The 19846-nt window shown below is 70.9% G+C and carries 19 protein-coding genes; 8 read left to right on the plus strand and 11 right to left on the minus strand.

Annotated elements, in window-relative coordinates; all coding sequences use genetic code 11:
• Positions 1–19: 19 nt before the first annotated feature.
• Genes ACIHFB_RS34025 through ACIHFB_RS34040 form a run of 4 tightly spaced genes read right to left on the minus strand, consistent with a single transcriptional unit; the run spans position 20 to position 3297 of the window.
• The gene (locus ACIHFB_RS34025; RefSeq protein WP_400128933.1) at positions 20–952 is read right to left on the minus strand and encodes an ABC transporter substrate-binding protein; all 933 of its coding nucleotides are present in this window, start codon (positions 950–952) and stop codon (positions 20–22) included.
• Positions 953–962: 10 nt separating this feature from the next.
• Entirely contained in the window at positions 963–1625 is a 663-nt protein-coding gene (locus tag ACIHFB_RS34030; protein WP_365276818.1) for an ABC transporter permease, read from the minus strand.
• Positions 1625–2266, minus strand: coding sequence for an ABC transporter permease (locus ACIHFB_RS34035; RefSeq protein ID WP_365276563.1), 642 nt, complete (start codon positions 2264–2266; stop codon positions 1625–1627). The genes ACIHFB_RS34030 and ACIHFB_RS34035 overlap by 1 nt, the downstream gene beginning before the upstream one ends.
• Positions 2263–3297: an ATP-binding cassette domain-containing protein gene (locus tag ACIHFB_RS34040; RefSeq protein ID WP_365276566.1), complete on the minus strand. Its 1035-nt coding sequence runs from the start codon at positions 3295–3297 to the stop codon at positions 2263–2265. The genes ACIHFB_RS34035 and ACIHFB_RS34040 overlap by 4 nt, the downstream gene beginning before the upstream one ends.
• Positions 3298–3438: 141 nt before the next feature.
• Here ACIHFB_RS34040 and ACIHFB_RS34045 point away from each other — a divergent pair, with 141 nt between their 5' ends.
• From ACIHFB_RS34045 to ACIHFB_RS34055, 3 genes are all read left to right on the plus strand, one after another.
• On the plus strand, positions 3439–4947 hold the full coding sequence (locus tag ACIHFB_RS34045) for an aromatic amino acid ammonia-lyase (RefSeq protein WP_400128934.1): 1509 nt from the start codon (positions 3439–3441) through the stop codon (positions 4945–4947).
• Entirely contained in the window at positions 4944–5804 is an 861-nt protein-coding gene (locus tag ACIHFB_RS34050; RefSeq protein ID WP_365276572.1) for a MurR/RpiR family transcriptional regulator, read from the plus strand. Before ACIHFB_RS34045 ends, ACIHFB_RS34050 begins: the two co-directional genes overlap by 4 nt.
• Before the next feature lie 85 nt (positions 5805–5889).
• Positions 5890–6468, plus strand: coding sequence for a hypothetical protein (locus ACIHFB_RS34055; protein ID WP_365276575.1), 579 nt, complete (start codon positions 5890–5892; stop codon positions 6466–6468).
• A gap of 128 nt (positions 6469–6596) precedes the next feature.
• On the opposite strand, the gene ACIHFB_RS34060 is transcribed toward ACIHFB_RS34055, so the two are convergent.
• The 5 genes from ACIHFB_RS34060 to ACIHFB_RS34080 all read right to left on the minus strand — a co-directional run bounded on the left by ACIHFB_RS34060 (position 6597) and on the right by ACIHFB_RS34080 (position 10181).
• The gene (locus ACIHFB_RS34060; RefSeq protein ID WP_365276578.1) at positions 6597–6971 is read right to left on the minus strand and encodes a hypothetical protein; all 375 of its coding nucleotides are present in this window, start codon (positions 6969–6971) and stop codon (positions 6597–6599) included.
• A gap of 13 nt (positions 6972–6984) precedes the next feature.
• Positions 6985–7473, minus strand: coding sequence for a roadblock/LC7 domain-containing protein (locus tag ACIHFB_RS34065; protein WP_400128935.1), 489 nt, complete (start codon positions 7471–7473; stop codon positions 6985–6987).
• 19 nt (positions 7474–7492) lie between these two features.
• A complete protein-coding gene (locus ACIHFB_RS34070; protein WP_365276584.1) occupies positions 7493–8245 on the minus strand; it encodes a transcriptional regulator in 753 nt (250 codons plus the stop codon).
• The gene (locus ACIHFB_RS34075; protein WP_210588219.1) at positions 8242–8634 is read right to left on the minus strand and encodes a hypothetical protein; all 393 of its coding nucleotides are present in this window, start codon (positions 8632–8634) and stop codon (positions 8242–8244) included. Before ACIHFB_RS34075 ends, ACIHFB_RS34070 begins: the two co-directional genes overlap by 4 nt.
• 167 nt (positions 8635–8801) lie before the next feature.
• Positions 8802–10181 carry a diaminopimelate decarboxylase gene (locus tag ACIHFB_RS34080; RefSeq protein ID WP_400128936.1) on the minus strand — a complete coding sequence of 460 codons (1380 nt, stop codon included), beginning with the start codon at positions 10179–10181 and terminating at the stop codon, positions 8802–8804.
• A 164-nt stretch (positions 10182–10345) separates the two neighbouring features.
• Between ACIHFB_RS34080 and hutU the strand changes: the two genes are divergently transcribed.
• The 4 genes from hutU (at position 10346) to hutI (ending at position 15970) form a co-directional block, all read left to right on the plus strand.
• Complete coding sequence (hutU, locus tag ACIHFB_RS34085; RefSeq protein ID WP_365276590.1) at positions 10346–12010, plus strand: urocanate hydratase; 1665 nt, start codon at positions 10346–10348, stop codon at positions 12008–12010.
• Positions 12011–12186: 176 nt separating this feature from the next.
• Positions 12187–13389 carry an allantoate amidohydrolase gene (locus ACIHFB_RS34090; RefSeq protein WP_400128937.1) on the plus strand — a complete coding sequence of 401 codons (1203 nt, stop codon included), beginning with the start codon at positions 12187–12189 and terminating at the stop codon, positions 13387–13389.
• Positions 13380–14723, plus strand: a complete 1344-nt coding sequence (locus ACIHFB_RS34095; protein WP_365276821.1) for a formimidoylglutamate deiminase — start codon at positions 13380–13382, stop codon at positions 14721–14723. Before ACIHFB_RS34090 ends, ACIHFB_RS34095 begins: the two co-directional genes overlap by 10 nt.
• A 35-nt stretch (positions 14724–14758) precedes the next feature.
• The gene (hutI, locus tag ACIHFB_RS34100) at positions 14759–15970 is read left to right on the plus strand and encodes an imidazolonepropionase (protein WP_400128938.1); all 1212 of its coding nucleotides are present in this window, start codon (positions 14759–14761) and stop codon (positions 15968–15970) included.
• 16 nt (positions 15971–15986) lie between these two features.
• Here the strand turns inward: hutI and ACIHFB_RS34105 are convergent, their stop codons facing one another.
• The gene (locus tag ACIHFB_RS34105; protein ID WP_400128939.1) at positions 15987–17921 is read right to left on the minus strand and encodes a DUF4157 domain-containing protein; all 1935 of its coding nucleotides are present in this window, start codon (positions 17919–17921) and stop codon (positions 15987–15989) included.
• Positions 17922–18136: 215 nt separating this feature from the next.
• Positions 18137–19051 (minus strand): RNA polymerase sigma factor SigF, encoded by a 915-nt coding sequence (locus ACIHFB_RS34110; protein WP_365276599.1) that lies wholly within the window; start codon positions 19049–19051, stop codon positions 18137–18139.
• A gap of 252 nt (positions 19052–19303) precedes the next feature.
• On the opposite strand from ACIHFB_RS34110, the gene ACIHFB_RS34115 reads away from it, so the two are divergent.
• Entirely contained in the window at positions 19304–19681 is a 378-nt protein-coding gene (locus tag ACIHFB_RS34115; RefSeq protein WP_365276602.1) for an STAS domain-containing protein, read from the plus strand.
• Positions 19682–19846: the final 165 nt, after the last annotated feature.

Consider the following 19846-nt stretch of genomic DNA (forward strand, 5'->3'; position numbering starts at 1 on the left):
CCCCCTGTTCGGGTTCGGGCTACTCGGTGAGCCCGTGCTGCTCGGCGTACTCGTTCGCCACGTCCTCCGGGTCCTTCTTGTCCTTGTCCACCTGGCGGTTGAGCTCGGTGAGCTGAGCGGTGGTGAGGACGTTGCCGAGTCCGGCGAGGGCCTTGCGGACGGTGGAGTCGGCCTTGCGGTCGGCGATGAGGGGGACGACGTGCTGGCCGGGGATGAGGTTCTTGGGGTCGGTGAGGACCACCCAGTCGTTGGCCACGATGTCGGTGTCGGTGGTGAAGAGGTTCGCCACGTCCACATCGCCCTTCTTGAGGGCGCCCTTGACCAGCGGGCCGGAGGAGTCCAGGGACTTGAACTCCTTGAACTCCACGCCGTACACGTCCTTCAGGCCCACCGCGCCGACCTCGCGCTTCTTGACCTCCGGCGCGGCGCCGATGACCAGGTTGCCGTTCTGCTTCTTCAGATCGGCGAGGGAGGTCAGGCCGTACTTCTTCGCGGTCTCCCGGGTGACCACGAAGGCGTCGGAGTCCTCGGCCATGCCGTACGGCAGGATCTGCAGGCCCGCGGGGAGGGCGATGGCGAGGGCGTTCTGCATCTCGCCCTCCTCGGTCGCCGTGGCCTTGGGGGCGAGGTAGTGGAGCAGGGCGCCCTGGTACTCGGGGAGGAGATCGATGTCGCCGCCCTTGAGCGCGGGGATGAGGATCTCGCGGGTGCCGAGGTTGGGGCGGACCTTCACATCGACTCCGGCCGTGGTGAGCACGGCCGCGTACAGGTAGCCCAGCACCTGGTTCTCGGTGAAGTTGGCGGTGCCGATGGTGATGCCGCCCTTGCTGGAGCCGCCGCCACCGCTGGTGGTGCCTCCGCCGTCGAGGGAGGTGATGCCGCTGGAGCAGGCGGACAGGGCGGTGACGGAGCCTGCTGCGAACAGGCCGCCGAGGAGGGTACGACGATTCATTGCGGGTTCCCTAGGCGGTGCGGTGGCGGAAGAGGAAGCGCTGGAGGCCGGAGAGGGCGAGGTCGAGGGCGATGGCGACCACGGCGACGAGGACCGCGCCGCCCATCACCTGCACGAGGTCGCGCTGGGCGAGGCCGTCGAAGACATAGCGGCCCAGGCCGCCGAAGGAGACGTACGCGGCGATGGTGGCCGTGGCGACGACCTGGATCAGCGCCAGGCGCAGGCCCGTCATGATCAGCGGGAGGGCGAGCGGGAGTTCCACCTGGAGGAGGACCTGGTGGCCGCGCATGCCCTGGCCGCGTGCCGCGTCCTTCACATCCGGGTCGACGGCCGTCATGCCGGCGTAGGTGTTGGTGACGATCGCCGGGACCGCGAGGGCCACCAGGGCGACGTACACCGGAGTCATGGACAGGCCGCTGGAGAGGAAGACCAGCACGACCAGGCCGACGGTCGGCAGCGCGCGACCGAAGGACGCGAGGTTGATCGCGACGAAGGCGCCCTTGCCGGTGTGCCCGATCAGCAGGCCGAGCGGGAGGCCGATCGCGGCCGCGACGAGCGTGGCGATCAGCGAGTACTGGAGGTGCTCGGCGAGGCGGTGCGCGATGCCGTCGGAGCCCTGCCACTGCGTGCTGCTGGTCAGCCAGCTGCCGAGGTTCTTGAAGAGTTCGTACATCAGGCTCGCCGCCTCTTCCACGGGGTCAGGGCGTACTGGAGGGCGACCAGAGCCGCGTCCGCGACCACGGCGAGCAGCAGCGTGAGGACCACTCCCACGATCACCGGGGTCGGGAAGTCGCGCTGGAAGCCGTCCGTGAACAGCTGGCCGAGGCCGCCGTCGCCGATGTAGGTCGCGACGGAGACCAGGGAGATCGACATGACGGTCGCGATCCGTACGCCCGCCATGATCACGGGGAGGGCGAGGGGGAGTTCGACCGTGAGGAGCGTGCGCAGCGGGCGCGTGCCCATCGCCTTCGCCGCCTCCTTCGTCTTCGCGGGCACCGAGTCGAGGCCCTCGACGGTGTTCCGGAGCAGGACGACCAGGGTGTAGACGGTCAGGCCGATGACGGTCGTGGTGCGGGTCAGGCCGCTGACCGGGAGCAGCAGAACGAAGATCGCGATCGACGGGATCGTGAACAGGACGTTCGAGAGGCCGAGCAGGAAACCGCGCAGCGGGCGGATCCGGTGGGCCACGACCGCCAGCGGGAGCGAGATCAGCAGGCCGAGGAAGACCGCGCTCAGGGCCGCTTGGAGATGGGAGATCGTGAGGGTGGTGAGGTCGTCGGTGTGGTCGGATATCCACGACCAGTCGATGGTCATGCGGCCACTCGCGCTTCGGTGTGCGCGTTGCCCGCGTGCTCGTGGATGTCGTCGCGGGAGGAGACGCCGGTGAGGACGCCTTCGGCGTCGACCCGGGCGATCAGGCCGGTGGGGGAGGCGACGGACTCGTTGAGCGCGGACAGCAGGGAGTCGGTGTCCTTGAGCGGTCGCAGCGGGATCTGGGCGTCCTCGGAAGCCCAGTGGAGGGGCTTGCGGGCCTCGTCGAGTACGAGCGTGAAGGCGTCGCCCTCCGGCGCCGGGCCCTGCGGGACCTCCGCCAGGGTCTTCAGCGAGAGCAGCTTCAGACCGCGCTCGGCGCCGAGGAAGTCGGCCACGAAGTCGTCGGCGGGGCGGGCCAGCAGCTCGGCGGGGTTCGCGCACTGGACCAGGTGGCCGCCGGTGCGGAAGATCGCGATCTGGTCGCCGAGGCGTACGGCCTCGTCCACGTCGTGGGTGACGAAGACGATGGTCTTGCTCAACTCCTTCTGGAGCCGCAGCAGTTCGTCCTGGAGCTGGGTGCGGACCACCGGGTCGACCGCGCCGAACGGCTCGTCCATGAGCAGCACGGGCGGGTCGGCGGCGAGCGCGCGGGCCACGCCGACGCGCTGCTGCTGGCCGCCGGAGAGCTGGTGCGGATACCGCTTGCCGGTGTCGGCGGCGAGGCCGACGGTCTCGAGGAGCTCGGCGGCGCGGGAGCGGGCCTTCCGGCGACTCCAGCCGAGCAGGATCGGCACGGTGGCGATGTTGTCGAGCACCGTGCGGTGCGGGAAGAGCCCGGCCTGCTGGATGACGTACCCGATGGAGCGGCGCAGTTCGGCCGCGTCCTGCCGGGTGATGTCCTGGCCGCCGACCCGGATGGTGCCGGAGGTCGGCTCGACCATGCGGTTGATCATCCTGAGGGTGGTCGTCTTTCCGCAACCGGAGGATCCGACCAGCACGGTCACGCCGCCCTCCGGCATCTCCAGGGAGAGGTCGTTGACTGCTGTCGTGCCGTTCGGGAAGCGCTTGTGGACCGCGTCGAACTGGATCATGATGTGTCCCTTGCCCGGCTGTATAACGTCATGCAGAGTTCTTTGTGTCTGAATAGGTTGTCAATGCTCCGGGGTTAATCCGAGGTAACGGATGACCGGCAGACGAGATCGAATGTCTGAGTTGAGGGGAGTTTGGGCTTTATGTCGTCTCGGATCGTGGACGCGCAGGACGCTGTGCATACCGGCCTGGTCGTCCTCGACGGTGTGGGGCTCGGCGTCGCGGACGTCGTGCGCCTGGCCGGCGGTGCCGCGCGGCCGGTCCCCGGGACCGACGCCATGAAACGCGCCGAGGAGTCCTGGGACGCCGCCCGCCGTATCGCCGCGACCGGACGCGTCTACGGCCGGTCCACCGGCGTAGGCGCCAACCGGAACGAGGACATCCCCACCGAGGCCGCCGCCGGACACGGCCTTCGCCTGCTGCGCAGCCACGCCGGCGCCATCGGTGACGAACTCCCGGCCCGGCAGGTCCGCGCCATGCTCGCCGTCCGCGCCAATCAGCTGCTGGCCGGCGGCTCGGGTCTGCGCCCCACCGTCGTCACGGCCCTGTGCGAGGCGCTGGAGAGCGGCGCGTATCCGGTCGTGAACGAGTTCGGCTCCGTCGGCACCGGCGATCTCGCCGCCCTCGCACAGGTCGGGCTCGCGCTGGCCGGCGAGCACCCGTGGCGCGGCTCGGGCGCACCCGAACCCCAGCCCCTCGACAACAACGACGCCCTCGCGCTCATCAGCAGCAACGCCCTCACCCTCGGCCAGGCCGCCCTCGCCCTGCACGAGCTGCGCGGGCTGATCGGCGCCACCCAGGTCGTCGGCGCGCTGTCGCTGCTCGCCGTCGACGGGTCGTACGAGGCGTACGCCGCCCCCGTGCACGCCGCCCGCCCGCACCGGGGTTCCGCCGAAGTCGCCCGTCGGATGCGGGAGTTGCTCGGTGCTGCGGACCGGCCCACGCCTCCCCTCGGGCGGATCCAGGACCCGTACGGCTTCCGCTGCCTGCCGCAGATCCACGGGCCCGCGCAGGACGCCGCGGACGCGCTGGAGGAGGTGCTGAACATCGAGATCAACGCCGCCGCCGAGAACCCGCTGATCTCCCCCGAGGACATGACCGCCTACCACCACGGCGGCTTCTACCAGGCCCAACTCGCCCTGTCGCTGGACCACTTCAGGCTCGCGCTCACGCAGGTGGCGAGGTTGTCCACCTCCCGTCTGTCCACCCTCAACGAGCCCGCCTACACCCGTCTGAAGCCCTTCCTCGCCGACAACGAACCCGCCTCGTCCGGCGTGATGATCCTCGAGTACTCGGCCGCGGCCGCCCTCGGTGACCTGCGGGCCTTCTCCGCGCCCGCGTCGCTCGGCCACGCTGTACTCTCCCGAGGCGTCGAGGAGCAGGCCAGTTTCGCCTCGCTCGCCGCCCGGCAGACACTGCGCGCGTGCAGTGCGTACCGTCTCGTCGTCGGCTGCGAACTCGTCGCCGCCGTAAGGGCGTTGCGCCTGCGCGGCCTCAGGCCCGACCCTGAGCTGCCGGTGGGCAGGGCGCTGGAGCTGGCCGAGTCGGTGCTCGACGACGACCTGGCCGACCGGCCGCTCACGGACGACGTGACGGCCGCCGCCACACTGTTGGACCGGTTCACGGACATCTGGAGGGGGAGCGAGTCATGAGCGCGGACAGGAGTACGGGTGTGACCGACAGCCCGGCCGCACGGCTTCAGGCGCTCTTCGAGGGGCACCGGCTGACGCCGACCCAGCGGCGCATCGCGCACAGCATGGTGCGGCAGGCCGCCGACGTGCCGTTCCTGTCCAGCGTGGAGCTGGCCGAACTGGCCGGGGTCAGCCAGCCGTCGGTGACCCGGTTCGCGGTCGCCCTCGGCTTCGACGGCTACCCCGCGCTGCGCAAGCACCTGCGCGAGGTCGCGCCCACCGAACAGACGGCGGCCTCGGCCTCGTACAACGAGTACCAGCAGGCCGTCGAGGCCGAGATCGAGAACCTGCGGCATCTGGCGGAGCTGCTCGCCGACCCGCGGCCGGTCGCGAGGGCGGGCAGGCTGCTGGCCGCGTCCCGGCCGCTCCTGGTGCTCGGGCTGCGGGCCGCGGCCTCCCAGGCGTACGGCTTCGCCTACTTCGCCGCCAAGGTCCATCCGGACGTCCGGCTGCTCAACGAGGGCGGCACGATGATCCACGACCGGATCGACGCGGCCGTCCGGGCCGGCGCCACGACCCTGCTGTGCTTCGCGCTGCCCCGCCATCCGCGCGAGGTCGTGGACACACTGGGCTATGCGAAGGAGGCCGGGCTGACGGTGGTGACGGTCGCCGACTCCGCCTTCGCGCCGGTCGCCAAGGTCTCCGACCTGCTGCTGCCCGCCGCCGTCGGCACCGGGCTCGCCTTCGACACGGCCTGCGCGCCGATGCTGCTCGGGCGAGTGCTGCTGGAGGCGATGTGCGACGACCTGCCGGACGCGCAGGCCCGCCTGGAGGAGTTCGATGCGAAGGCGGCGGCGAAGGGGCTCTTCGTCGAGTGACGCGCCTCTCAGATTCGTCTCACGTTGTGCCGCTAGCCTCCCGCTCCAACGAGGACTGTGAGTCGACACGACGAGGAGGCGGAACGTGTCTCGGGGAGGTCAGGGGCTGGCTCGGGTGGCCGTCGTCGTACGGGCCGGAGCGGCACCCATGTGGTGGCTGGGGGTGTTCGCCGCGGGCATCGGGATCCTGGTGCCGGGGCTGACGGGACGCCGGATCGGCGTGCTCGCCGGGGCCGCGCTGTTCATCGTGGCGACAGCCGTGGTGGCTTGGGCCCGGCGCAGGCGATACGTCGCACTCGCCCGATCGGCCGCCCGCGCGAGCAAGCACGACGTACTCCAGGACCGCCATGTGACGGTACGGAACTGGCGCCGCGGACACCGGTGGTGGCTGCTGCTCGCCTTCCTCGCCGCGCTGGGCAGCGCCTTCGCCGTGCCGGTAGCCGGCGGGGCGTTGCTGGCGGGGTGCGGGGTCGGGCTGTGGCTGAAGGCGGCATGGCTCGGCCGGCGCGAACGGGCCGGGGAGGCGTTGCTGTGGGTGCGGGTCGACTGGCTCGCCGGGAACGGCGGACGTCCGGCCGGCAAGACCGTGAAGGCCTACCGCAGCACCGGCATCGCGGCGGGCGACGCGGCCCCGGGCGGGGCACGCGTCGCTGCGCGGGCCTGAGCGGCTGGGTAGTGCCGCGATGTGTCGTCGGTTCGGTGCGGCGCCGTCGTGGCTGGTCGCGCCCGCGCGGCGGAGCCGCACATTGATACAGCCCCGCGCCCCTGAAGGGGCGCTGCTGAGCCGTACGCTCAGACTTCGATGTCCTGCTCGATCTTCTTCAACTGGTGGCGGGCCATCGCCAGGTTGGAGCGCTTCATGTCCAGGACCAGGTAGAGGAAGAGTCCGTTGCCGCTGCGGCCGCTGAGCAGGCGGATCAGGTGGTACTGGTCGGTCAGCGTGATCAGGATGTCCTCCAGCTGGCCCTTGAGCCCGAGGTGCTCCATCGTGCGCATCTTGGCCCGTACGACATCGGTGTTGCCGGCGGCGGCCACGCCCAGGTCGAAGTTCTTGCTGCCGCCCAGGGTGCCGAGCGCCATGCCGCTGGTGTAGTCGACGAGCGCGACTCCGGTCGCGCCTTCGATGGAGGTCAGGGCCTCTTTGAGTGCGGTCTCGGTGTTGGCCATGTCGGGGCTCCTCTCAACTTTCGGTGGTGGTGGGTGTGCTGCGGTTGGTACGGGGGGTTCTGGTGCGCGTGGGCGGGGACTTGGCGGGCGCTCTGGCCGGGGCCTTGGCCTGCGCCTGGGGCTTGGTCTGCGGCCGGGCGTCGACGAGCTCTCCGATACGGGTCGCCGCGCGCCGGCCCTCCAGGTGCAGGCGGCCGACGCTCACGTCGTCCCGGGCGAGCAGCGTCAGTACGGCGGTACGGCCCGCCGCATACGTCGCCACATAGCCCTGCACGCCGCGCACCAGCAGTTCGCGCAGCTCGCCCTGGCCGGTGACGTCCGTCATCCGTACCGCCACGCCCAGCGCGGCGGCGGTCAGGGCGGCCAGGCTCTCCGGTTCGGAGCCGGGGGTGTCGGCGGCGATGACGAGGCCGTCGACACTGGCGGCGAGGGCGCCGGTGAGCTGCGGGACGCGGGCTCTGAGCCGGTGGAGTTCGTCGGCTATTGCGGGGTCGGCCGCCATCAGGGTTCTCCTCGGTCGGTCAAAGGGCCTCCAGCGCATCCCTGACCCTCTTCAGCAAGGCGATGTCGGGGTCTTGCGTCGGCAGCGGCTCGGCGGGCACGGAGAGTCGGTCGCCGGGTGCCTCGGCCGGCGTCGTGGTCACCAGTCCGGCCGCCGCCAGCCGCCGTACGTCCACCAGCGTGTGGAAGGCCGGGCGGCCCAGCTCCCGGGCGATGTCCGTCGCCGTCCGTGTGCCGTCCACCCGGGTCAGCACCGCTCTCTGCCGCGGTGTGACCCGTGGGGCGTCGGCGGGGTCCGCCCTGATGAGGGGATCGGCGTCCATGGTGGGATCGGGCCAGATGGCGTCGAGGAGGTCGCGGCGGCGCAGGGTCTCCTGTTCCACGGCGGCCACCGGGACCGGGTGGCCGGAGCCGGGCGGGGGCTCGGCCTCGTAGCGGAAGCGGCCCGGGGTGCTGCTGGGGGACAGGGCGAAGTACGCGGCGTCGTACAGCGCGACCAGGTGGCAGATCTCCAGCGCGCCCTCGGCCAGGGCGTCGCCGGCCGCGCGGAGCACGTCGAGGCCGGGGGAGGACGGACTCTCGGCGTGCACCACGCGGCCCTCGGCGAGGTGGAGCGTGCCGCGTTCGCGGAGGAGGACGCCGGTGGCGCGCTCGTCCGCGAGGCGGCCGAGCATCGGCGACGCTCCGCCCCACGTACGCCGGCCGGCCACCGCCCGGTCCCGCACCGGCAGACGGGGCGGCGGCGTGGCAGGGGAGGTTCGGACGGTCGTCATCCCAGCACCAGCCGTCCGGCCATCTCACCGAGCCGGATGCGGGCCAGCGCGAGGTTGCCCTCCGCGCGGGCCAGCCACAGATGCAGAAAGACGCTGCTGTCGAAGGACGTCCACACGAACCGCAGCACGTGATAGCTGTCCCGGTTGCTGATGATCAGGTCCTCGACCGGGAGATCGGCCTCATCGGCGTCGTCGCCCGGCGCGAACGCCCGGTGTTCGGCGGCCAGTCGGGCCAGCTCCGCGGTCTCCGCGGCGGTCGTGTCCGGATCGCCGCCGGGGGACTCGCCGACCGTGCCCAGGGCCAGGCCGCTGGTCCAGTCGACCAGGGCGGCGCCCCGGGCGCCGGGCAGGCGCATGGCTTCCAGTAAGCACTCGTCGATTCCGGGCACCGTGGCTCCCCTCCCGCCTGGCGTTCGGCTGAGTGACGCCGAAACTACGCTCCGTGTGAGCGGCGGGTGAGGCTTCTGGCATTTTCCAGTGGAACATGCGGCGAGTGACTAAGGTGGGTCAACTGACCTCTTTTCCCCACCCGTTCAACCTTGGCCTGCCGGATGCGTCAAGGGCGCCCGGGCGTGCGAAGGGTGGTGAGTGCGGTGGCGTGCGCCCCTCCCGATTCGCCCACGATCTCGTCGAGGCTCTGCGGCTCCCGCACGGTCGCGAAGGCGACGCCCCCGGACCCGTCCGGCGTGAAGCCGTAAACCCCCGGTCGGGCAAGGGAGTTGTAGGCGTAGTGATGCGCGAAGTAGTAGGCGCCCGTGTCCAGCGCCGCCGCAAAGTCGCCCTGCTCCAGCAGGGGCAGCGCCCGCCCCTCGGCGAGCAGGTCGCCCGCGAAGCAGGCCGGACCGGCCACGTCCTGCACCACCTCGGGCCCCGCCTTGGGCCGCCCCTTCCCGTCGTACGCCGCGATCCTGAGCGGCCACGACCGAGGCACGTACACCGTCCGCGTCGCCACCTGCACGCCCGCGTGCGTGACCGCGACCGGCCGCCCGCCCGCGCTCTTGGCGTACTCGACCCGCGCCACCACCGTCCCGTGCTTGGCCAGCAACGACCGACCGAACTCCGTGACCAGCCCGTACCGCCCGTCGAACAGTCCCGGCACCGCCTCCCGCAGCACGCGCGCGTACTGGGCGTACGTCGGCGTCGTCGCGTCCGACCCGAAGTTCACCGGCAGCCCGCCGCCGATGTCGATCGTGTCGATCTGCGGTCGCCCGAGCCGCCGGTTGATCTCCTCGGCCAGCGCGAACATCTCCGCGGTGCCCTGCGCCATCAGCTCCAGCGGGATGCCTTGCGACCCCGTGTGCGCATGCAGCCGCGTCAGCCACGGGCGCACGGCATACGCCCGCACCACCCACTCCCGCGCCCCCTCGTCCCGCAGTGCCACCCCGAACTTCGAGGTCGCGGTGGCCGTGGACGTCGCCTCGATGGAGCCCCCGCCGACCTGCGGATTCACCCGGATCCCGATGGGCGAGCGGCTGACGGCGGACCGCATGAGCCCGTCGATACGGTCCAGCTCCTGCGGATTGTCCGCATTGACGGCGATACCCAGCGCCAGCGCCTCGCGCAGTTCGGCCGGGGTCTTCGCGGGCGAGTCGAGCACCGTCCGGGCCGGCGGCAGTCCCGCCGCGCGCGCCAGCGCCAGCTCGCCCGGGCTCGCCACCTCGGCGCCGATGCCCTCGTCGTGCAGCAGCCGCAGCACCGGCACCAGCGGGGTCGCCTTCACCGCGAAGGCGTGCAGCACCGGCGTGCCCGGCGCGACGACCGCGTCGAACGCCGCCCGCAGCTCGGCCGCCGACTCCCGGATGCCGGTGACGTCGAGAAGGCCGACGATGGGGGTGTCGGGGCCGAGCAGCCCCCGCTCCACGGCAGCGCGGACCGCGTCGTCGCGGCGGCCGGTCCGATCGAGGCCGTTCCCGCGGTGGTCGGTGACGTCGTCCATGGCATCCCCCGTCGTGTCGTTGCCTGCGTCCGGCCTGTGTATCCAGCCAAACATCCGTGACCTACCTGTGCCGACGCAAGAATGTATTGACTAGTTCTATTCAGGAAGCCAGGATGTGAATAACGGCCGAAACAATCCGCGGTACATCCGCTAGGAGGCAGACCATGTCAGGACCCCGCCCCGTACGAGCGCCGCGCGGTACGGAACTGAGCGCCCTGGGATGGCAGCAGGAGGCCGCCCTGCGGATGCTCCAGAACAACCTCGACCCCGAGGTCGCCGAGCACCCCGACAAGCTCGTCGTCTACGGCGGCACCGGCAAGGCCGCCCGTGACTGGCGCTCCTTCGACGCCATGGTCCGCACGCTGCGGACGCTGAAGCAGGACGAGACGATGCTGGTCCAGTCGGGCCGCCCCGTCGGCGTCATGCAGACCCACGAGTGGGCGCCGCGCGTCCTCATCGCCAACTCCAACCTCGTCGGCGACTGGGCCAACTGGGAGGAGTTCCGCCGCCTCGAGCAGCTCGGCCTGACCATGTACGGCCAGATGACCGCCGGCTCCTGGATCTACATCGGCACCCAGGGCATCCTCCAGGGCACCTACGAGACGTTCGCCGCCGTAGCCGCGAAGAAGTTCAACGGCACCCTCGCCGGCACGATCACCCTCACCGCCGGCCTCGGTGGCATGGGCGGCGCCCAGCCGCTCGCCGTGACCATGAACGACGGCGTCGCCCTATGCATCGACTGCGACCCGCGCGCCATCGAGCGCCGTATCGAGCACCGCTACCTCGACGTGCGCGCGGACTCCCTGGAGCACGCCCTCCAGCTGGCCGTCGAGGCCCGCGACGCCCGGCGCCCGCTCTCCATCGGCCTCCTCGGCAACGCGGCGGAGCTGCTGCCGCGCATGCTCGCCGAGGGCGCCCCCATCGACATCGTCACCGACCAGACCTCGGCCCACGACCCGCTGTCGTACCTGCCGCTGGGCGTCGACTTCGACGACATGGCGTCCTACGCGGCGAAGGACCCGGCCGGTTTCACGACCCGTGCGCGTGAGTCCATGGCCAGGCATGTCGAGGCCATGGTCGGCTTCATGGACGCCGGCGCGGAGGTCTTCGACTACGGCAACTCCATCCGCGGCGAGGCCCAACTCGCCGGTTATGAGCGGGCGTTCGCCTTCCCCGGCTTCGTCCCTGCCTACATCCGGCCGCTGTTCTGCGAGGGCAAGGGCCCCTTCCGCTGGGCCGCCCTGTCCGGTGAGGCGTCCGACATCGCCAAGACCGACAAGGCGATGCTCGACCTCTTCCCGGAGAACGAGTCCCTCGCCCGCTGGATCAAGCTGGCCGGTGAGCGCGTCCACTTCCAGGGGCTGCCCGCGCGTATCTGCTGGCTCGGGTACGGCGAGCGGGACAAGGCCGGTGAGCGGTTCAACGACATGGTGGCGAGCGGTGAGCTGGCCGCTCCGCTGGCGATCGGGCGGGATCACCTCGACTGTGGGTCCGTGGCGTCTCCGTACCGGGAGACCGAGGCGATGCTGGACGGCTCCGACGCGATTGCCGACTGGCCGTTGCTGAACGCGATGGTGAACGTGGCTTCGGGTGCGTCCTGGGTGTCCATCCACCATGGTGGTGGGGTCGGCATGGGCCGGTCCATCCACGCCGGGCAGGTCTCGGTCGCCGACGGCACGAAGCTTGCCGGTGAGAAGATCCGGCGGGTGCTGACGAATGACCCGGGTATGGGTGTCATTCGGCACGTGGATGCCGGGTACGACATCGCGGAGTCCGTTGCGGATGAGCGGGGTGTTCGGGTGCCTATGCGTGAGGGTGACGACGCGTGACCCTTCCGGGAGATGAGCGGGGCGGCAACCGTCCGGCGGGGGCTCAGGTCTCGTCGCCGGGTGCGGGGTCGGCTGTGCCCACCCGTTCCGCCCTGCGGAACGACTGCCCACAGCCTGGCGGGTCGTCTGCGCAGCCCGTATCGGCTGTGGGTGCGAGCGGTGGTTCCTTCCATGGCATGTGGCGGGAGCTGCTTCCCATCGGCCGTCACCCCGACTCCCGGGGCTATCGGCGCTTCGCCTGGACCGGTGCTGATGCCGAGTGCCGGGAGTGGTTCAAGGGGCAGGCCGAGGCTCGTGGGCTGAGCTATGAGGTTGACCGCAATGGCAATCAGTGGGCGTGGCTCGGGGACCCAGCCGGAGGGGATGCGGTCGTCACGGGGTCGCATCTTGACTCCGTGCCGGACGGGGGTGCCTTCGACGGGCCTCTCGGGGTCGTGTCCTCCTTTGCTGCTGTCGATGAACTCCGCCGACGGGACGTGCACTTCACCAAGCCCCTCGCCATCGTCAACTTCGGCGACGAGGAGGGCGCGCGGTTCGGGCTGGCCTGTGTCGGGTCGCGGCTGGTCGCCGGACAGCTCGGCGTCGAGCAGGCGCATCGGCTGACCGACGGGGACGGGGTGACGCTGCCGCGGGCCATGGAGGCCGCCGGGTACGACCCCGAGGCCATCGGGCCCGACCCCGAGCGGCTCGCGCGCATCGGTGCCTTCGTCGAGCTGCACGTCGAGCAGGGACGGGCGCTGGATCTGTCCGGCGACCGGGTGGGCATCGCCAGTGCCATCTGGCCGCACGGGCGGTGGCGGTTCGACTTCCGGGGTGAGGCCAACCACGCGGGGACCACGCGGCTCGTGGACCGGCGTGACCCGATGCTGTCGTACGCCGAGACCGTGCTCGCGGCTCGTCGGGAAGCCCAACTCGCCGGCGCCGTCGCCACCTTCGGCAAGATTGCCGTCGAGCCCAACGGTGTGAACGCGATTCCCTCCTTGGTGCGCGGCTGGCTCGACTCCCGTGCCGCCGACCAGCGGACCCTCGACACCGTGGTCAACGGCGTCGAGAAGGCCGCCCGGGAGTACGCCGAGGCGCACGGCGTCGACCTCGCGGTGGTGCGTGAGTCCTTCACTCCCGTCGTCGAGTTCGACCACGCCCTGCGCGACCAACTCGGCCGGATCCTCGGCAAGGACACCGACCTCAAGGTGCCCGTCCTCGGCACCGGCGCCGGACACGACGCGGGGATCCTCTCCGGGACCGTCCCCACCGCCATGCTGTTCGTACGCAACCCCACGGGCGTCTCGCACTCCCCGGCCGAGTTCGCCGCCGAGGACGACTGCGTGGCCGGGGTGCTCGCACTCGCCGACGTACTGGAAGGGCTGGCCTGCACGTGACGCAGCGGACCTACTGGCTGGAGCACGCCTGGCTCGACACGCACGTCGAGCCGGGCGTGGCCGTCGACGTCGTGGACGGCCGCATCGCAACCGTCCACACCGATGTCCCCGCCCCGCCCCCCGGCGCCGAGATCCTCCGCGGACTCACCCTCCCCGGGCTCGCCAACGCCCACAGCCACGCCTTCCACCGCGCCCTGCGCGGCACCGTCCAGGTCGGCTCCGGCACCTTCTGGACCTGGCGCGAGGTGATGTACGCGTTCGCCGACCGGCTGACACCCGACACCTACCACGCACTGGCCCGCGCCGTGTATGCCGAGATGGCTCTCGCCGGCGTCACGTCCGTCGGTGAGTTCCACTACGTGCACCACGCCCACGGCGGCACCCCGTACGCCGACCCCAACGCCATGGGCGAAGCCCTCATCGCGGCCGCCGCCGACGCCGGTATCCGCATCACCCTCCTCGACACCGCCTACCTTTCCTCCGGCTTCGGACAGCCGCCCAACACCCACCAGCTCCGCTTCTCCGACGGCAGCGCGGACGCCTGGGCGGAACGCTGTTCAGTTCTCAAGGAACGGGATCACGCGCGGATCGGTGCGGCGATTCACTCCGTACGGGCCGTGCCCGCCCGCCAGTTGGCGACCGTGGCGCGATGGGCGGAGGAACGGCGGGCCCCGCTCCATGTGCACCTGTCCGAGCAGACCGCCGAGAACGACGCCTGCCGCGAGGCCCATGGCCGCACCCCCGCCCAGCTCCTCGCCGAGCACGGTGTCCTCGGGCCGCGCACCACCGGCGTGCACAACACCCACCTCACCGACGAGGACATCGCGCTGCTCGGCGGCAGCGGCACCGGCACCTGTATGTGCCCGACCACCGAGCGGGACCTCGCCGACGGCATCGGACCGGCCGTCGCCCTCCAGCGCGCCGGCTCCCCGCTCTCCCTCGGCTCCGACAGCCACGCCGTCATCGACCTGCTCGAAGAGGCGCGCGCCATGGAGCTGAACGAGCGGCTGCGCACCCGCACCCGCGGTCACTGGACGGCCGCCGCCCTGCTGCGCGCGGCCTCCGCCGACGGCCATGCCGCGCTGGGCTGGCACGACGCGGGCACCATCGAGGCGGGCGCCCTCGCCGACCTCACGACGATCGCGCTCGACTCGGTCAGAACCGCGGGGCCGCTGCCCAGGCTCGGCGCCGAGACGGCCGTATTCGCCGCGACGGCAGCGGACGTACGCCACACGATCGTCGGCGGGCGGTACGTCGTACGAGACGGAACGCATGCCCTTGTGCCGGATGTGCCGCAGGCCCTCGCCCGGGCTGTGGACGCCCTGCGCGCCTGACGGCGCCCACCGAACCGAGCCCCCACGAGGACGCAATGAGCAGCAGCACCGTCATCACCAACATCGCCACGCTGGTCACCAACGACCCCTCCCTCGGATGGGGGTCCCCCCGCTCGAGCAAATTCGAGAGTGGGGGAAGAACTCCCCTCGGTCTGATCCAGGACGCGGCCGTCGTCATCGACGGCGACCGCGTCGCGTGGACCGGTGAATCAAGCAAAGCACCCGCCACTGACAGTCGCGTCGACGCCGGCGGCCGGGCCGTCCTCCCCGGCTTCGTCGACTCCCACTCGCACCTCGTCTTCGCGGGCGACCGGACGCAGGAGTTCAACGCCCGGATGTCCGGCCGGTCCTACAGCGCGGGCGGCATCCGTACGACGGTCGCCGCCACCCGGGCCGCGAGCGACGAGGAACTCGACGCGAACGTCACCCGTTATCTCGAAGAGGCCCTCCGCCAGGGCACCACCACCTTCGAGACGAAGTCGGGGTACGGCCTGACCGTCGAGGACGAGTCCCGCGCCCTGCGCATCGCCGCCGCGCACACGGACGAGGTCACCTACCTCGGCGCCCACATCGTCTCCCCGGACTACGCAGACGACCCGGCCGGCTATGTCGCCCTGGTCACCGGCGAGATGCTCGACGCCTGCGCCCCGTACGCCCGTTGGATCGACGTCTTCTGCGAGAAGGGCGCCTTCGACGGCGACCAGGCCCGCACGATCCTCACGGCGGGCAAGGCGAAGGGCCTGCACCCGCGCGTCCACGCCAACCAGCTGTCGTACGGCCCCGGGGTCCAGCTCGCCGTGGAGCTCGACGCCGCCAGCGCCGACCACTGCACGCACCTCACGGACGCGGACGTCGACGCCCTCGCGGGCGGCGCCACCGTTGCGACCCTCCTCCCCGGCGCCGAGTTCTCGACGCGTGCCGAGTGGCCGAACGCCCGCCGTCTCCTGGACGCGGGCGTCACCGTCGCCCTCTCCACCGACTGCAACCCCGGCTCGTCGTTCACCTCCTCCGTCCCCTTCTGCATCGCGCTCGCGGTACGGGACATGGGGATGACGCCGGACGAGGCGGTGTGGTCGGCCACGGCGGGCGGCGCGGCAGCCCTCCGCCGCGACGACATCGGCCGCATCACTCCGGGCGCGCGCGCCGACCTCACCCTCCTCGACGCGCCGAGCCATGTGCACCTGGCCTACCGGCCCGGCGTGCCCCTGGTCACCGGCGTGTGGCGCAGGGGCGAGCGGCTGGTGTGAGGGCGGGGCGCCGGCGTCACTGGGGAGGGGCCGCCTTCGTCCGTACCGTCAGCGGGTTGACGAAGTCGCCCTGACCGGCGTTGTACTGCTTCTCGTGGAAACGCTGGCCGGCGCCTGATCCGTACATCCGGAAGAACCACTTGCTCTGCCAGGCCTCCTTGGCCATGCCCAGGGCCACGTACTCCGCCTGTGCCTTCGCGCGCGTCACCTTCGCGAGTTCCTGGATCATCTCCACGATCCGGTCGCTCTCGAACATGCCCTTGGGCGTCTTGCCCTCGCTGTTGAAGAACCCACTGGTCTTCTTCTTGTACGCGTCGAGCAGTTTGCCCTCCAGCTGGTGCAGTGCCTTCTGCGCCTGCTGGTCCCGGGTGTAGTTCTCCAGCGTCACCCAGTCGTTGCCGTCCGCGCTGCGGGCGACGACTCCGGCGAAGTGGTAGTTCCACACGTCCTCGTGCGTTCGGTCCGTGGACGTAGCGCCCTCCGCGGCGGTCGCGTAGTCGATCTTCTTGTCGCTGCCGATCGACAGGGTGGCGAAGGCCTCGCCCACCTCCGGCAGGGCGTAGTTGTTGACGCCCAACTGCTGTGCGGCAGCGTCGGCTTCAACGGGATGCTCGCGCAGGGCGGTGCCGTACTGCTCGGCCGCGGAGGTGTCGGACTCGGGCGCCGTGCCCCCGGTCATCTCACGAACCAACTCCGCTATGCGCCCGGCGATCTCGGCGCCCTTGCTTTCGCTCCAGGGCGCGGTCTCGTCGGCGGAGGTCCCCCGGAGCGAGATCTCCATCGCGTAGCTGCCGATCACCTTGCGTGCCACGTCGATGCACTGCACCTTGATCAGATCGGCGAACCCCGCGGCCCTGGCCTGCTCCTCCTGGCCGTCGACCTCGGGCGTGACGCGCTGGAGGTCTCCGTTCTCGGTCTGGACCGTTCCCCCGGACTGCACCAGGGTGTAGGCGCTGCCGCGCGCCTGAAGTTCCGCGACCGACTGGTTGAACACCGCCGGGGACGCGTAGAACTCCTTGGGCTCGCGCTCGGTGTTGTGGACGGCGAGCGTGCCGTCGTTCGAGATCAGCAGGGAGACATCACCGGGATGGTGCACCCGGATGTCCATGTGGTCGACCTCGGCGCCGATCAGTTGGTTGGGCGACTTGCCCGGACGCAGCACGGCGTCGGGCCCCTGCGTCACGAAGTGGTCGACCTTCTTCCGGCTGCCGAGGTCCGTGTTCTCGCCCTCCACACCGCTGAAGCCGCCGGACGCGTACCGCTGCACGGCCGGCAGCGCGGCGGTCGCGCCGCCCGCCGACGATCCCTCGGGGAGCGCCCGTTGGACATCCGGTACCGGTCCTGCCAGCGCACGGGACGCGTTCGCCTCGGCCGCCCGCTCGAACCGGTCCGCCGGGTCGCTGACGGCGAGCCCGTCTCCGTGGTCGGTGCCGGCGACGGGTCCCTGCCGCTGCTGGATGACGTGGGTGAGTTCGTGGGCGAGGGTGTGCTTGTCCCCGCCGCCGTCGCCGACCACGATGTGGCTGCCGGAGGTGTACGCACGGGCCCCGAGCTCCTTCGCGGAGGCACGGGCCGCGTGGTCGGTGTGAAGGCGCACGTCGGAGAAGTCCGCACCGAGACGCGCCTCCATTTCACCGCGGACGGTGTGGTCGAGCGGACGTCCCGCCCCACGCAGGACGCCATGGACGGCAGACCGCTGCACGGCCGGCTGATCCCGATGCCCGCACTCCGGACCGTGCTGATGCTGCTCCACACCGTCGCCGAGTCCGTGCCCGGCCCTGCGGAGCATCTGCACGACAGCGGAGTTCCCGGCGCTGCGCTGCCGCCCGAGAAGGTCTGCCGAGGGCGCGCCGAGTGCCCGCGCGAAGGACGAGGCGTCGGCCGACTCGGGGGTACGTCGCGCCACCACCGGCTGCTTCTGCGGCATGTCGTCTCGACGTTGGGCGTGCATGAATCTCCTTGGCGTCCCGGGAGCGCTCCAGCCACATGTACGGTGCTGTGGCCGGCCGGGCAAGGGCCCCGAGGGCAGAGAAGCTGCACGCTCCACCGCCCTTTCGTACCCGGGCGCGTCCCATCACGGCGTGCGGATGCCTTCAGGGAAACAGGACGACGAAAAGCGGCCCGGCGCGATGCCGGGCCGCCCTTGTGGCAGGTGTCGAGGGCGGGTCACTCCTCGACTGTCAGGCCCTTCCGGAGCCGTACCAGCGTGCGCGACAGGAGTCGGGACACGTGCATCTGCGAGATGCCCAGCTCGTCGCCGATCTCCGACTGGGTCATGCCGGCGACGAAGCGCAGGGAGAGGATCTTCCGGTCCCGGGACGGGAGTTCCGCGATCAGGGGCTTCAACGACTCGACGTACTCGATGCCTTCGAGCCCGTGGTCCTCGTAGCCGATGCGGTCCGCGAGGGCGCCCTCCGCGTCGTCCTCCTCGGGCTGGGCGTCGAGTGAGCTGGCCGTGTAGGCGTTGGACGCCGCCATGCCCTCGACCACCTCGTCCTTGGTGAGGCCGAGCCGCTCCGCCAGCTCTCCGACCGTTGGGGCGCGGTCGAACTTCTGGGCCAGCTCGTCGCCGGCCTTGGCCAGGTCGAGCCGGAGCTCCTGGAGTCGGCGCGGTACGCGCACGGACCATGAGGTGTCACGGAAGAAGCGCTTGATCTCGCCGACGATGGTCGGCATCGCGAAGGTGGGGAACTCCACACCGCGGCTCAGCTCGAAGCGGTCGATCGCCTTGATCAGGCCGATGGTGCCGACCTGGATGATGTCCTCCATCGGCTCGCTGCGGGAGCGGAAGCGGGAGGCGGCGAACTTGACCAGCGCGAGGTTGAGTTCGACGAGTGTGTTGCGGACGTACGAATATTCGTGGGTGCCTTCCTCCAGCGACTCCAGCCGCTCGAAGAGGGTCTTGGACAGGGCCCGCGCGTCCACCGGCCCCACCTCGTCGTACGGGGGGATGTCCGGGAGACCGGCGAGCAGGTCGTCCTGCTCTGGGGGTACGTCCGCGTCCGCGATGGGATCCAGATGTTCCGGGGGGGATGTCGACGTCGCTGTATGGGTATGCGATGCGTCGAGCCGGGGTGACATGATGTCCTCCATCGTTCTCGGCATATGGCTGCCGAAGCCTGTACGTGCACTGCGGTGTGCGGCGCCTCCAAAGCCGGCCGTGTTTGGTTACGTGTACTTACTAGCCCTACCCGGTTTACCGAGCTCCCCGCAAGTGCGTTCTGTGGGGAAATGTCCGTTTCTGGGCGGATGTTCGGGTGTCGGAGCACGTAGGGAAGGCGTAGTGTTCGAGGGCGTCAGTCAGCAGTCACGACGTCGGGAGAGAGAGACGGCATGGACCGCGGCACGGTCGGCAGCGCACAGTCTGGCCGGCTTTTGGTGGAGGTCAGGGAAGAGGGCCCCAGTGCCGTCGTGACCCCGGCGGGTGAGCTCGATCACCACACCGCCGATTTGTTGCGTGAGCCACTCGAGGAATGTCTGGCCAAAGGATTCAGCAGGCTGGTCGTCGACTGCTCCCGGCTGGAGTTCTGTGATTCGACCGGACTCAATGTGCTGCTCGGTGCGCGACTCAAGGCGGAGGCCGCCGGCGGCGGCGTGCATCTCGCCGGAATGCTGCCCGTGGTGGCGCGTGTGTTCGAAATCACGGGGGCCGAAGCGGTCTTCACCGTGCATGACTCGCTCGAGGCGGCTTTGGCCGACCAGACCGGCTGAATCGGCCGGTATGAGCGCCCCGCCCGCCCCTCGGGGACCGGCGGTTTCCGGGCGTCGCACCCTTCATACGGCCTCTGTGGCCGAAGACGGGGGTGTTCCCCGGGTTCGGCAGGGCAGGAGAAACGCGTACTGCCCTTGTAGCCGTACTGACCGTGTAGTGACTTT

The sequence above is a fragment of the Streptomyces sp. NPDC051963 genome, from assembly GCF_044593495.1.
Lineage (GTDB): Bacteria > Actinomycetota > Actinomycetes > Streptomycetales > Streptomycetaceae > Streptomyces.